The organism is Nonomuraea deserti, assembly GCF_004348685.1.
GTDB classification, from domain to species: Bacteria; Actinomycetota; Actinomycetes; order Streptosporangiales; family Streptosporangiaceae; genus Nonomuraea; species Nonomuraea deserti.
In genome coordinates, this window is record NZ_SMKO01000087.1 from 1 (window position 1) to 13311 (window position 13311).

13 protein-coding genes are annotated in these 13311 nt (G+C 70.7%); 7 read left to right on the forward strand and 6 right to left on the reverse strand.

The annotated features are described in order from the left end of the window. Positions 1-1195 precede the first annotated feature (1195 nt). Genes E1292_RS27600 through E1292_RS27610 form a run of 4 tightly spaced genes read left to right on the forward strand, consistent with a single transcriptional unit; the run spans position 1196 to position 5814 of the window. The gene (locus tag E1292_RS27600; RefSeq protein WP_132598122.1) at positions 1196-2593 is read left to right on the forward strand and encodes an MFS transporter; all 1398 of its coding nucleotides are present in this window, start codon (positions 1196-1198) and stop codon (positions 2591-2593) included. Positions 2594-2646: 53 nt separating this feature from the next. Then, on the forward strand, positions 2647-2814 hold the full coding sequence (locus tag E1292_RS51385) for a hypothetical protein (protein ID WP_165974770.1): 168 nt from the start codon (positions 2647-2649) through the stop codon (positions 2812-2814). Continuing rightward, on the forward strand, positions 2811-5213 hold the full coding sequence (locus E1292_RS27605) for a PEP/pyruvate-binding domain-containing protein (RefSeq protein ID WP_246090369.1): 2403 nt from the start codon (positions 2811-2813) through the stop codon (positions 5211-5213). The genes E1292_RS51385 and E1292_RS27605 overlap by 4 nt, the downstream gene beginning before the upstream one ends. A 1-nt stretch (position 5214) precedes the next feature. Then, on the forward strand, positions 5215-5814 hold the full coding sequence (locus E1292_RS27610) for a TetR/AcrR family transcriptional regulator (RefSeq protein WP_220447089.1): 600 nt from the start codon (positions 5215-5217) through the stop codon (positions 5812-5814). Here the strand turns inward: E1292_RS27610 and E1292_RS27615 are convergent. From E1292_RS27615 to E1292_RS27625, 3 genes are read right to left on the reverse strand one after another with little or no spacing between them, the layout of a single operon-like run. After that, the gene (locus E1292_RS27615; protein ID WP_132598124.1) at positions 5801-6676 is read right to left on the reverse strand and encodes a hypothetical protein; all 876 of its coding nucleotides are present in this window, start codon (positions 6674-6676) and stop codon (positions 5801-5803) included. The genes E1292_RS27610 and E1292_RS27615 overlap by 14 nt on opposite strands. After that, the gene (locus E1292_RS27620) at positions 6673-7002 is read right to left on the reverse strand and encodes a PadR family transcriptional regulator (protein ID WP_132598125.1); all 330 of its coding nucleotides are present in this window, start codon (positions 7000-7002) and stop codon (positions 6673-6675) included. The genes E1292_RS27615 and E1292_RS27620 overlap by 4 nt, the downstream gene beginning before the upstream one ends. A 24-nt stretch (positions 7003-7026) precedes the next feature. Then, positions 7027-7719, reverse strand: coding sequence for a TetR/AcrR family transcriptional regulator (locus E1292_RS27625; protein ID WP_132598126.1), 693 nt, complete (start codon positions 7717-7719; stop codon positions 7027-7029). A 114-nt stretch (positions 7720-7833) separates the two neighbouring features. Here E1292_RS27625 and E1292_RS27630 point away from each other — a divergent pair, with 114 nt between their 5' ends. Genes E1292_RS27630 through E1292_RS27640 form a run of 3 tightly spaced genes read left to right on the forward strand, consistent with a single transcriptional unit; the run spans position 7834 to position 9985 of the window. After that, complete coding sequence (locus E1292_RS27630; RefSeq protein ID WP_132598127.1) at positions 7834-8187, forward strand: YrdB family protein; 354 nt, start codon at positions 7834-7836, stop codon at positions 8185-8187. A gap of 2 nt (positions 8188-8189) precedes the next feature. Next, complete coding sequence (locus E1292_RS27635) at positions 8190-9101, forward strand: NAD-dependent epimerase/dehydratase family protein (protein ID WP_132598128.1); 912 nt, start codon at positions 8190-8192, stop codon at positions 9099-9101. Then, positions 9098-9985: a Gfo/Idh/MocA family protein gene (locus E1292_RS27640; protein ID WP_132598129.1), complete on the forward strand. Its 888-nt coding sequence runs from the start codon at positions 9098-9100 to the stop codon at positions 9983-9985. Before E1292_RS27635 ends, E1292_RS27640 begins: the two co-directional genes overlap by 4 nt. A 16-nt stretch (positions 9986-10001) precedes the next feature. On the opposite strand, the gene E1292_RS27645 is transcribed toward E1292_RS27640, so the two are convergent. From E1292_RS27645 to E1292_RS27655, 3 genes are read right to left on the reverse strand one after another with little or no spacing between them, the layout of a single operon-like run. After that, positions 10002-10826 carry a trypsin-like serine peptidase gene (locus E1292_RS27645; protein ID WP_132598130.1) on the reverse strand — a complete coding sequence of 275 codons (825 nt, stop codon included), beginning with the start codon at positions 10824-10826 and terminating at the stop codon, positions 10002-10004. A gap of 55 nt (positions 10827-10881) precedes the next feature. Further along, the gene (locus E1292_RS27650) at positions 10882-11886 is read right to left on the reverse strand and encodes an acetamidase/formamidase family protein (protein WP_132598131.1); all 1005 of its coding nucleotides are present in this window, start codon (positions 11884-11886) and stop codon (positions 10882-10884) included. Further along, positions 11883-13250, reverse strand: coding sequence for an APC family permease (locus tag E1292_RS27655; protein ID WP_132598132.1), 1368 nt, complete (start codon positions 13248-13250; stop codon positions 11883-11885). Before E1292_RS27655 ends, E1292_RS27650 begins: the two co-directional genes overlap by 4 nt. Between the last annotated feature and the right edge of the window lie 61 nt (positions 13251-13311).

The following is a 13311-nucleotide window of genomic DNA, read 5'->3' on the forward strand; positions in this document are numbered from 1 at the left end:
CTCGATCTGCTTCGCCAGCCACTGCGCGGGCGTCACACTGTTGTCTGCGGCCATCGCCTGGATCTCCTTCGAATCTTGATCTTTGCTACTCGAAGGATCACGCGATGGCCGTCTTCATTTCACGACGCCACGCCTGTGACCAGGCCAAACTCGTACACCACTCCTGTGGACGCAACCCTGCTTTGCTGTCATCCGCTCCGAACTCATCCCCAGGCTCGGTGCGCCCCCGCCCGAAGTGATCAATTAGCTGCCCGGGAAACCAACCGGTCCCTGGACGACTTGCGCAGGCTGGCGAGGGAGGTTCGATGCGAATGCGGGACGAATCGGGAACTTCTCTCGTCGAGCCAGTGGTAGTCAGTCGATTCGCCGCTCTTCACGCCTGATGAGGGCGTTCCATTTGCCTGGGGTGAGGATGAGGGCGGGGCCGGTGGGTTCTTGCTGTCACGGACGCTGCGGTATCCGCCGGAGAGCCGCAAGGTCGACTGAACGCACGGCGTCCGAGGTGGGATCGCCGGAGGAGGCGCGTTCAACGCCACAAGGCATCTGATGGGTGAGGAATGCTGCGAGCGAGCGCCTCTTGGGGCGGATCGGATCACGTTGCTGACCATCGATGAGACCGCCGGCGCCGCGTCCTCCGCCGATGCGGCGGGGCCGGGGCGCGCGGACCTCATCCGTCACACCGTTCTGCTTATCCTGCGGCGCTCGGATGCGCTCGCAGCTGAGCAGCGGCACCAAGTGCATCCACGACTACGACCGGCCGATCGCCTCAAGAAGCCGCGACGAGAAGATCTCGGGATGGCCAGGGCACGCGGAATGTTCGGTTCGCTCTTGCAGAGCATCGAGGCCGGGTGGAGTCGGTAGCGCTCGATGGCGGACACGCCGGTTGGGTCCAAATGGACGATCCAGTGACAGCGGTACGTCCCGCAGTCGAAGAGCCACGTCGTTGGCGACGGGGAGGCGCTCGTGCCCGCGGTTCCTGGCCTGCCCGGCCTGGCGCTCCACAAGGTTGGCAAGCCGTCTTCCGGCGATGCCGTCATCGGCGCTCCTCGGTCGCGGGCGGCAGGGCCGGCTTACGGCGGAATCGCCGCCGGCGGCTCGTGGTGACCTGGGCAACATTCAGTTAGTGAACGTTGCGTTTCGATCAGTTGAAGCCTATTCTTCTTAGAGAACGGTTCGTTCTCTAAGGAGCGATGTCATGGGCTTCGTGTTGTCGGGGCTGATCCTGACGATGCTGCTGGGGGCGCTCGATCAGACGATCATGGCGCCCGCGCTCCCGGCCGTCGCTGGCAGCCTGGGTGGGCTCGATCAGATGCCGGTCGTCGTCACCGCCTATCTCGTCGCCGCCACCGTGGTCATGCCCGTCTACGGCAAGCTCGGCGACAGGTACGGCCGCAAGCCCATCATGCAGGTGGCGATCGTGGTGTTCGTGGTCGGAGCCGTGCTGTGCGCGCTGGCCACCTCGATGCCGCAGTTCATCGCCTTCCGCGCCGTGCAGGGGCTGGGTGGCGGCGGGTTGATGATCGGCGCCCAGGCCATCATCGGCGAGATCGTCAGCCCGCGCGAGCGGGGGCGCTATCTCGGCTTCATCGGGGCCGCCTACGTCGTGGCCGCCGTCGGGGGACCGCTGATCGGCGGGCTGTTCATCGACCGGCTGAGCTGGCGGTGGATCTTCGCCATCTACCCGCCGCTCGGCCTGCTCGCGCTGGTCGTGCTGAGCGTCACGCTGCGGCTGCCGAAGCCCCGCATGCGGGCTCCCCTGGACGTCGTGGGCGCGCTCACGCTGGCCGTCGCCGTGGTCGGCGTGGTCATGGTGGGGCAGACCCGCGACCCCGTCTACCTGGTCGTGGCCACCGCCGGACTGGTCGCCTGGCTGGTCAGCGCCCGGTACGCGAAGGACCCGATCCTGCCGCTGCGCCTCTTCCGCGACCGGGCCTTCGCGATCCCCGTGGCCATCAGCCTGCTCATCGGGTTCGCGCTGTTCGGGACGGTCACGTACATGCCGGCTTACCTGCAGATCGCGGCGGGCACCAGCGCCACGCAGGCGGGCCTGCTGGTGACCGCCCTCATGGGCGGCGTGCTCGCCACGACCGTCGTGTCCGGCCGGTTGATCACGCGGACCGGGAAGTACAAGCCCTATCCCGTCGCCGGTACGGCGGTGGCCGCGGCGGGGCTGGGGCTGATCGGCCTGGCCGGTGCCTCGCCGCTCGCGCTCGCCCTGGCCATGCTGCTGACCGGGCTGGGCGTCGGGCTCGTCATGCAGACCATGGTGCTGGCCGCGCAGAACGCCGTCGAGTACGCCGATCTCGGCACCGCCACCTCGTCGGTGACGTTCCTGCGCCAGATCGGCGCCTCGGCGGGGGTCGCGCTGGTGGGGGCGCTGATCACCATGAGATCCGGCATCGCCGCCACCGACCCGGCCGCCCTGCCCGCCGGCGTGCGCGAAGCCTTCGCCGCCGCCGTGCCGCCGGTGTTCGCGGCCATGGCGCCGCTGCTCGCGGTGGCGTTCGTGCTCGCGCTGGTGCTGCCGGCGCGCCCGCTCCGCACCACCGCTCACGCCGAGGAGGAAGCCGTGAAAGCCGAGGAAGGGCCGTGAGTGCAAGCCGATGCCGAGAAGAGGCCGTGGCTGAAAGCCGGGGACCGTCGTGCGTGGAAGCCGGAACCAAGTTGTGGGCGCAGGCCCAGGACAAGTCGTGCGTGAAACCCGGAAACAAGCTGTACGTGCGGGCCGGGGACAGGCTGTGCGTGCGGGCCGTGGACGAGGTGTGGGTGCGGGTCAGGGACGGGTCGAGCGTGGAAACCGAGGAGATGTCGTGAGAGCGGAGAGAAGCCATGAAAGCCAGGAACAGGCCGTGAAGCTCGTCGCACCCCTGGATGCCTTCGGCCATGACGATCTGGCCGTGGCCGGTGGCAAGGCCGCCAATCTGGGTGAGCTCGTCAGGAAGGGCCTGCCCGTGCCGCGTGGCTTCGTCGTCACGACCCACGCGTACGAGCAGGTCGCGCAGGGCCATGACACGCGCGAGCACTTCGAGCGGGCCGAGCTGCCCGCCGGCCTGCGGCAGGCGATCGCCGACGCCTACGCCGGGCTCGGCGGTGGGCCCGTGGCCGTGCGCTCCAGTGCCACGGCCGAGGACCTGCCGGGCGCCGCGTTCGCCGGCCAGCAGGACACCTACCTCAACGTCGTCGGCGAGGAGGCGCTGTTCGACGCGGTGCGCCGCTGCTGGGGTTCGCTCTGGACGGAGCGCGCGATCGCGTACCGCGCGAAGCTCGCGATCGACGGCTCGGGGGTGCGGATCGCGGTGGTCGTCCAGAGCATGGTCGAGGCGGAGATGGCCGGGGTCATGTTCACCGCGAACCCCGTCACCGGCGACCGCGCGCAGCTCGTCGTCGACGCCAGCAGCGGCCTCGGGGAGGCCGTCGTCTCCGGTCTCGTCACGCCCGACCACTATGTGATCGACGCTTCTGGACACGCCGACTTCGCTCCCGGCCGCCGCGAGGTGGTCATCCGCGGCGCGTCCGGCGGCGGCGTGGCGCGCGAGGCCGGCGCGGCGGCCACCGCCGAGCGGCTGCCCGACGCGGTGATCGGGGAACTGACCCGGCTCGGCAGGGACGTCGCAGCCCATTTCGGCCGCCCGCAGGACATCGAGTGGGCCTACGCGGGCGGCCGGGTGCACCTGCTGCAGGCACGCCCGATGACGGCGCTGCCGCCGCCACCGGTCGGGAAGCTCAACCCGATCCAGCGCCGGCTGGCGACCGTCCTACTCGAATACCTGCCTGTACGGCCCTATCCGATCGACGTGACGACCTGGCTGCCGTACGGGCCGGCCGGGCTCATGGCCAAGGTCACGTCCTCGTTCGGGATCCACGGCGCGTTCGAGAATTTCCTGCGCGAGGAGGACGGGGTCGTCTACCAGCTCGTGCCGCCGAAGCCGCATCCGACGCCGAGAATGCTGGTCACCCCGTTCCGGCTCCTCGCCAAGGCCAGGCGGTACGACCCCGCCCGCTGGACGGAGGATCCGCGCTACCGCGACTACCTCGGCCGGGCCAGGGAGCTGGCCTCCCGCGATCTCGGATCGATGCCGTGGGAGCGGCTGGTCCGCGTGCCCAGGGAGGTGCTCGACATCGTGCAGCCGGTGGCCGATCTGCGCATGGACTACCTGCCGGGTTCGGGGCTGGCGCTGCTGCGGCTGCTGCTGACGGTCCGGCTGCTGGGGCGCCGCGAGGTGTTCGGCGATCTGCTGTTCGGGGCGCGCACCCGCACCACCGACGCCAACGAGGCGCTGGAACGGCTCGCGGAGGTGGCCGAGCGCACCGGCGCGCTCGACGCCGACCCGCTGCCCGCCGAGTTCGAGGCAGAGCTGCGGGCGTTCCTCGCCGAGTACGGCCACCGCGAGACGTCGAGCCCCATCCTCGTGACCCCGCCGACCTGGGCGGACGCTCCGGAGGCCGTGCTCGGCCTGGTCAGGGCCCTGGCCGGCGCCCCACCCGAGAAGAGGGAGGGCGACGACGCGCTCGAGCGCCTGCTCCGCCACCCTCGCCTGCGTTCGGAGCGCCGCCGCGCCAGGGTGCGGCGCCGGGTGGCGGCGGCCCGCGCGGGTGTCGCCTTCCGCGAGGACAGCCACTTCTCCTTCACGCTGCCGCAGCCTGTCCTGCGCAGGTCGCTGCTGGAGATCGGCCGCCGCCTTGTCGACGTGTGGGTGCTCGACCGTCCGGAGGACGTCTTCCACCTGCGGCTGGAGGAGCTCGAAGCGATCGGGGACGTGGCCGCGTTGCCCACGTACGACAGGGAGCGGCTGCGCGAGAGGGTCAGGGCGCGGGCGGCCAAGCGGGAGGAACTGTCCGGCGTGCGGCTCATCGACCCCGCCGCGGTCTTCCCGTCCCGCGCGACGGGCGACGCGCTGCTCACCGGGTCGCCCGCGAGCGGCGGCGTGGCGACCGGGCCGGTGAAGCTGATCAGGGAGCCGGCCGACTTCGGCAAGCTCAACGGCGGCGACGTGCTCGTCTGCCCCTACACGAACCCGTCGTGGACACCGCTCTTCCAGCAGGCGGCGGCCGTGGTCGTCGACACCGGCGGCGCCGGCTCGCACGCGGCGATCGTGGCCAGGGAATATGGCATCCCCGCCGTCATGGGTACGGGCACGGGTACGTCGGTGCTCCAGGACGGCGAGATCGTCACGGTCGACGGCGGGGCGGGCACGGTCGCCCGCGCTACCTAGGATGCTTGTCATGGTCACCGACCACCGCAAGCTGCCACGGCGCCGGGGCGAGGCGCTCAACGCGGCCATCTACGAGGCGACGCTCGACGAGCTGGCCGAGGTCGGCTACGCCAGGCTGACCATGGAGCGGGTCGCCGAGCGGGCCAGGGCCAGCAAAGCCTCGCTCTACCGGCGCTGGCCCTCCCGCATCGAGCTGGTGATGGAGGCGGTCTACAGTTCGCTGCCCACCCCGGAGTCCTCGCCCGACACCGGCAACTTCCGCGACGACCTGGTGGCCATGCTCCGCCGTACGGCACAGGCGTTGTCGGGTCCGGCCGGCGAGGCGATGCGTGGGCTGCTCGGCGAGGCGCTCCGCAACGAGTCGCCGCTGAACGCCATGCGGAGGAGCAGCCAGGGTGCCGGGAGGAAGATGATGGAGGAGGTCGTCCGCCGGGCCGTCGAGCGCGGCGAGGTCGATCCCGGCGACATCACTCCTCGCCGGCTCGACGCCGGGCAGGCGCTGCTGCGGCAACATTTCCTCTTCGAGGGCACGCCCATCCCGGACGGCCTCGTGGTGGAGATCGTGGACGAGGTGCTGGTGCCGCTGCTCAGGCGGGGGTGAGCCGGCTCATCGCGGCCCGGCCGTGCCTGAGCGCGAGCCGCGCGGCCAGCCCGGCCATGCAGATGCCGACCGCCGCGCTCGTGGTGACCGCCGCCGCGAACGTCCACGACGCCTGCGCCAGGCCGGGCAGCATCAGGGCCGTCACGGGCAGCCAGGCCAGCGTGTTGATGATGGCCGCCACCGCGAGCACGGTGGCGCCGGTCCTGACCTCGGACGCCGGCGGGCTCGCCTGCGCCGCCACGGCGATCACGGGCAACGACAACGCCAGGACGGGCGGGATGAGGTAGCCGCCCGTCATCGCGTCGCCGAGGGGCTCGCGGTCACCGGCGAAGGCCGTCGCGTAGTAGAGGTAGCCGAGCAGCACGATGGGGACGGCGACGGCGACCGCCGTCCTGACCACCTGCCGAGACGTCACCCGCGTCACGAGCCCTTGCCCGGGGCCGCCCATGGCGCTGGAGGCGGCGAGCACGACCGGCGCCGCCGCCAGTGCTCCCATGACTCCCGCCGTGACGAACAACGACGTCGCCATCCCCTCCAGCGTGTGGGCGAGCGCCCCCATGCGCGTGGCCTCGGCCCAGACCCGGTGGAGGCTCTGCGGGTCGCGCACTCCCGGATTCCACAACAACCACAGAGCGGCTCCCAGGGCGTACAGGACGGCGGCCGCCGGGATCCGGAACGGTCGCCGTCCCGGGATGCGCCGGTGGTGGAGCCACGCGTCCGCAGCGCCCGCGATCAGGTCGAGCACCGTGCGCACGCGCACCGGCCGGGAGGCGACCAGGTCGGCGACCTCCTCGCCGTAGCGCTGCCGCCACGCGTCCGGATAGAGCCCCAGCACCGACTCGGCGATGACACGCAGGATCATGACAGCCCCCAGGAGATCGCGGCGCGCCGCGCGCCCGCCTGCTCGATGCGCCGCAGCGTGGCGAGCTGCTCCCGCAGCGCGTCACGCCCGCTCTCGGTGATCCGGTACGGCTTGCGCCGCTCGGCCGTCTCGACCGGCTCGATCCACCCGCGCTCCTCCAGCCGCATCAGCGCGCCGTAGAGCGTGCCGGGCTCCAGCGCGGTCCCCGAGAACTCTGCTATGTCGTGGATCATCCGGTAGCCGTGTTTCTGCCCCTCGGCCAGGCTGATGAGCACCAGCAGCGCCACGTCGGTGAAGCGGCCGAGCTCGGATGTCTTCCGTGCCATGTATTAAGTAAAACTTAGTAAGTGCTACTGAGCAAGTCCCATCGTGGCCGCCGCGAGGCGCATCGCGTGCTCGAACGCCGCCCTCCGGTTCTCGATCACGTTGTTGAACTGGCCGAACACCTCGAAGTTGACCCACCCGTACAGCGCGGTCCACGCCGAGACGGCCTGCCAGACCACCGCGTCGGGCACGCCCGGCATGAGCTCGCGGAAGGAGCCGGCGTCGGGTTCGAGCCCTTCGGGGCCTTCGTCCATGGGCGGAGCGATCGCGCCGGACTCCCAGGCGTCGCAGACGATCCGGCTGTACGCCGCCACGTCACGCACCCTGGCCGCGATCGTGTCCTGGGGCGCCTGGTAGCCGGGCACGGGGGAGCCGTAGATCAGGGCGTACTCGTGGGGGTGCGCGACGGCCCACTCGCGCACCGCGTGGCAGGCGGCCAGCCACCGTCCGGCGAAGTCGTCGCGGGGGCAGGCGGACTCGGCCTGCTCCACGGCCTCGCCCAGGGCGTTGTAGCCGTCGACGATCAACGCGGTGAGCAGGTCATCGCGGCTGGGGAAATAGCGGTAGATGGCCGATGAGACCATGCCCATCTCCCGCGCGACGGCCCGCAGGGATAGGCCGCCCGCTCCCTCCGTGGCGAGCTGGCGCCGCGCGATGTCGGTGATCTCCCTGGTGAGCTCGGCCCTGACGCGTTCTCTTGCGGTACGGCTGGCAGTCATGCACAGCAGGTTATCAGAGCGGTGCAAAGAAACGAGAGCACTGCTCTTGACGAACGCTGCTCTCTTGAGAGAGCATTGCTCTCGTAAGCGAACGGGTGGTCTCTGGAGGTCCCGATGCTCAACCTCGCCAAACACGCCAACATGGCGCTGATGTTCCTGCTGGAGCTGGGCGTGCTGGCGTCGGCCGGTTACTGGGGCTTCACGCTCTCCCCCAGCTGGGCGATCAAACTGCTGGCCGGGCTCGGTGCTCCGGCGCTGTTCATCGCGGCGTGGGCGCTGTTCGGCGCGGGAGGCGGCGCCAACGCCACCTTCCCGCTCACCGGCCCGGCACGCGCCGCGCTCGAGATCGTGTGGTTCGGTGGCGGCGCGGCGGCGCTCTACGCCTCCGGGCTGACCACCTCCGCGGCCGCCTTTGCCATGCTCTTCGTCGTCAACGCGGTTCTCCGCATCATCTGGAAGCAGGTCTGAACATGGGTAAGCACGTCGTCGTGGGCTCCGGCCAGGTCGGCTCGCATCTCGCCGCCAAGCTCGTCGCGCAGGGGCACGAGGTCGTCGTCGTGACCCGCTCGGGACGTGGTCCCGACGGGGCGGTCAAGGTGGCCGCCGACATCGCCGACCAGGCCAGGCTCATCGAGATCGCCAGGGGCGCCGACGTCCTCTACAACTGCGTCAACCCTCAATACCACCGCTGGCTCACCGACTGGCCGCCGATGGCCGCGTCGTTCCTGGCCGCCGCGGAATCGAGCGGCGCCGTGCTGGCGATCCTGGGCAACCTCTACCCGTACGGACCGGTCTCCGTCCCGATGACGGAGGACCTGCCGCTCGCCTCCACCACCCCCAAGATGCAGGTACGCGCGAAGATGTGGACCGACGCGCTGGCCGCGCACCAGGCCGGCCGGATCAGGGTGACCGAGGTGCGCGGCTCCGACTACTTCGGCCCGGGCGCGACCGACCAGTCCTACCTGGGCGAACGGTTCCTCGCGCCGCTCAGGGCGGGCCGTACCGTCCCGCTCATCTGGCCGGCCGACATCCCGCACAGCTGGACGTACCTGCCGGACGTGGCCGACGCGCTGATCACGGCGGGCGGTGACGAGCGGGCCTGGGGCAGGCCCTGGCACGTGCCCACCGGCGCGCCGCTGACCTTCCGCCAGCTGGGGGAGAAGATGGCCGCGCTGCTGGGCCGGCCCGCGCCCCGGATGATGCAGATGCCGTGGCCGCTGCTGCGGGTGGCCGGGTTGTTCTCGCCCATGATCGGTGAGATGAAGCACACGCGCTACCAGTTCGTCGCGCCCTATGTGCTCGACTCGTCGGCGTTCGAGCGGACGTTCGGCGTGGCGCCCACCCCGATCGAGGCGGCCCTGAAGGCTACGCTCGACGCGTGAAGATAGCCATGATCGGCCTGGGCGACATCGCGGAGAAGGCCTACCTTCCCGTGCTGGCCGCCCAGCCCGCCCTCGACCTGCACCTCTGCACGCGCAACACGGCTCGGCTGGACCGGCTCGGCGACACCTACCGGATCGCCGCCCGGTCGTCGAGCGTGGACGAGGTGATCAAGGACGGCGTCGAGGCGGCGTTCGTGCACGCCGCTACCGACGCCCATCCCGAGATCGTCGAGCCGCTGCTCAGGGCGGGTGTCCACGTCTACGTCGACAAGCCGATCGCCTACACCCTCGCCGAGTCCGAGCGTCTCGTGCGGCTGGCCCGGACCGAGAAGAGGTCCCTGATGGTGGGCTTCAACCGCCGGTACGCACCCGGATATGTCGGACTTGCCGCTCATCCCCGTCATCTCCTCCTCATGGAGAAGAACCGCGCCAATCACCCCGACATACCCCGGCGGGTGATATTTGATGACTTTATCCATGTGGTGGACACCCTCCGATTCCTCGCGCCCGGCCCGGTCACCGACACCACGATCAGGACCCGCGTCCGCAACGGCCAGGTCGAGCACCTCGTCCTTGAGCTGTCCGGCGACGGCTTCACCGCCATCGGCGTCATGAACCGGGTCGGCGGGGCCTCCGAGGAGTCCTGCGAGGCCATGGGCGACGGCGCCAAGCGGCGCGTGGTCAACCTCGGCGACGTCATCGACCACAAGGGCGGCGAGACCCTCGTCAGACGGCCCGACTGGGTGCCGGTGGCCAGGCAGCGCGGCATCGAGCAGATCTGCCTGGAGTTCCTCGCCGCCGTACGCGAGGGCCGGATGATCGACGCCGGCGACGCCCTGGCCACCCACGCCCTCTGCGAGGAGATCGCCGGGCGCGCCGCCTGACCTGCGCCCGAGGGGGTCAGTCGCGCTGCCTGAGCTGCATCGTCCTGTCGGCCCTGGCGAACATGCGCTTGAACGGCTTGTCGCCGAGCCGGGCGAGCACGGTATAGCCCTTCGTGTCGCCCAGCGGGCTGGAGGACGACACGACGCCGGCCACCGAACCGCCGTACAACGCGGGCCCGCCGCTGCCACCGGCGGCGGCGTGGCAGTTGCGGGTGACCATCAGCCCCGGCCCCTCGGAGACCGCCTCTGCCGCGTCACCCAGGCACCGGTACAGCCTGGTGCCCGGATAACCCTTGCCCGCCGGGTAGCCCAGCAGTTCCAGGCCCTGCAGCGTGGTGCCCCTGTCCGTGGCCATCGTCCGCAGCCCCCGGCCGGTCACGGCCTCCAGCGGGCGCTTGCCGCGCCCGACTCCCACCAGCCCGATGTCGTACGGCAGCAGCCCGGGCGAGTACGGCCGGTGCCGCCACCTCGCCGGCACCCACGTGCGCACGGCCGGCCAGACGCCCAGCCCCGGCCGCCCGCCGTCGTAGCCGGGCAGGAAGGCCAGGTTCTCGAGCAGCCGGCCACGGTGGTAGAGGCAGTGCGCGGCCGTCAGCACCAGGCTGCGGCTGCGCGAGCCGATCACCGTGCCCCCGCACAACACGCCCCGCCGCGAGACGGGGTCGTGACCGAGCAGCACCCCGGTGAGCCGCCGCGCCCCCGTGTAGGGGCGGGGGACCGGCGCGTAGCCGAGGCGGTCTCCGTCAGGAGTCAGGACGCGCGGGGCGGGTACGTTGCGCTGGGACACCTCAATGACGGCGGTCGGGTCGAGCAGAGCGAGGGACAACACCAACCTGAGCACCCGGCCAGCCTACGGGGGCCATGATCAGCCCTCTGACCTGCGACATCCGTCTTTACTAAGTCGTGTACTGGGCGGCCAGCGCGCGCAGGCGGGTGTGCGCCGACCCGTAGACCGCGGCGTCGCCCACATACGCCTTGGGCAGCTTGGCGACCATCGTGTAGTTGGTGTCGCACACGTTGCCGACCGGCGCCTGCCCGGCCTGGCTGACGAGCTGGTAGGCGTCGAGCGTGTCCAGCCCGGTCAGCTCCGACGTCCAGGTGACCAAATCGTGCTGGCTGATCCGGTACGCGTCCTCCAGCGGCCTGGCCGACCCGGTGGACATCAGGTGCAGGTCGTCCTCCAGCCGGGGCCACGGCGTCGCCACTCCCTTGATCAGCTCGACCGCGACCACCGTGTTCATGGCCGACTCCACCGCGGTGCCGCACACCTCGCCGTGCCCCTGCAGCCCGTGGCCGTCGCCGATGGAGAACATCCCGCCCTCGACGTTGACCCCGAGGTAGGCGGTGACGCCGGCGCGCAGCTCGGGGGTGTCCATGTTGCCGCCGTGCGCGTCGGGGGTGATCGTCATGCGGGCCTCGTTCGCGGCCGGGGCCACGCCGACGGTGCCGTGCATGGGGTCGAGCGGCAGCTCCACGCTGAAGTCGCTGGTGCGGGCGTGGTAGACGGCCACGCCCTTGGCGAGGTCGATGTCGTAGCGCCAGACGCGTTCCTCCAGCGGCGGCTGCAGCATGGCGGTGGTGTGGGTGCCGGTCAGTGCGCCGAAGTGGGGGAACGTCGTGGAGACCGCCCAGTCCCTGGCGGGGGTGATGGTGATGAAGTGCAGGGCCAGCGTGTCGCCCGGCTCGGCGCCCTCCACGTGGAAGGGTCCGGTCACGGGGTTGAGGTAGGGGAACTCGCACACCTGGGACGGCAGGTCGTCCACGCTCTGGACGAGGCCGCCGAAACAGTCTTCCGTGTAGAGCTCCACGATCGTGCCCGGCCGTATCTTGCCGACGGCGGAGCGCCCGCCGAAGGTGTAGCTCAGTTCCTCCGGCGTGGGGTGGTAGGAGACGACGTTCACGAGACCTCCGTGGGAAGTGTGGGCTTACGGCCGATCAGGTAGGTGGTGCCCAGGACCGCCAGGCCGATCGCCAGCCAGACGCCGCCGACCCACTGGGCCGCGACGTTCTGGTTGTACACGACGGCCACCAGGACGGCGAAGCCGATCACGGGGGCGACGAGGTGCGCCCACCAGTTGGTGCTGCGCTGCCTGACCACGTAGTGCACGACGACGGAGACGTGCAGCACCAGGAACGCGGTCATGGCGCCGAAGTTCACCAGCGAGGCCAGCTCGCCGACGCCGTTCGCCCTGGTGCTCATATAGACGCCGAGGACCAGCGAGACGGCGGCCACCGCGAGGGTCGCGTTGACCGGCACCTTGTGCTTCGCGTTCACCCGGGACAGGAAGGCGGGCAGCTGGCGGTCGCGGGCCATCGCGAACAGCAGCCGAGACGTCGCCGCCTGCGCGACCAGAGAGTTGGCGAAGCCCCAGGCGACGGCGGTGGCCACGGCGGTGAGCACCGACAGCCACGGCCCGCCGGCGAACGCGGCGGTGTCGTAGAAGGCGTTGCCCGCGGGGTCCCCGTCGGCGATCAGGGCGTCGCGGCCGGGCGTGAGGAGCGCCGCGACCCAGGTCTGCGTCACGAACAGGACGGCCGCCAGGCCGAGGGCGGCCACCATGGACCTGCCGAGCCTGCGGGCGTCCTCGCGGTTCTCCTCCGCCAGCGTGCTGATGCCGTCGAAGCCGAGGAACGACAGCACGGCCACCGACGCGGCGGCGAACACCACGCTGAAGGTGAAGCCGGAGGGCTCGAAGATCGGCGTGAACGCGCCGGTCTGCGCCTTGCCCTGGGCCAGCGCGACGCCGGCGACCACCAGGAAGATCGCGAGCACGACCAGCTCGGCCGCCAGCATGATCCGGGTGATCCTGGCCGTCATCTGGATGCCGAGGTAGTTGACGACGGTGTTGAGCACCACGAACGCCGCCAGCCAGGCCCAGACGGGGATCACGGGCACGAACGAGTTCATGGCGACGCTGGCCACCAGGTAGAGCAGCGACGGCACGAGCACGTAGTCGAGCAGGATGGCCCAGCCGGCCATGAACCCGACGGGGGCGGCGATGCCGCGGCCCGCGTACGTGTAGACGGAACCGGCCATGGGGAACGCCCTGGCCATCTGCGCGTACGACAGCGCCGTGAAGGCCATCGCCACCAGGCCGATCACGTACGCCAGCGCCACCATGCCGTGGGACACGGAGAAGACGTTGCCGAAGATCCCGAACGGCGCGATCGGCACCATGAAGATCAGGCCGTAGATCATCAGGTCGGTGAAGCCCAGCGAGCGCTGGAGCTCCTGGCGGTAGCCGAACTGCTCGATGGTGCTCATGGACGGCTCCTTGTGCATCGAGGGGTGCATCGGGGGCGTTTCGCACCTTAGATCCAAAGCT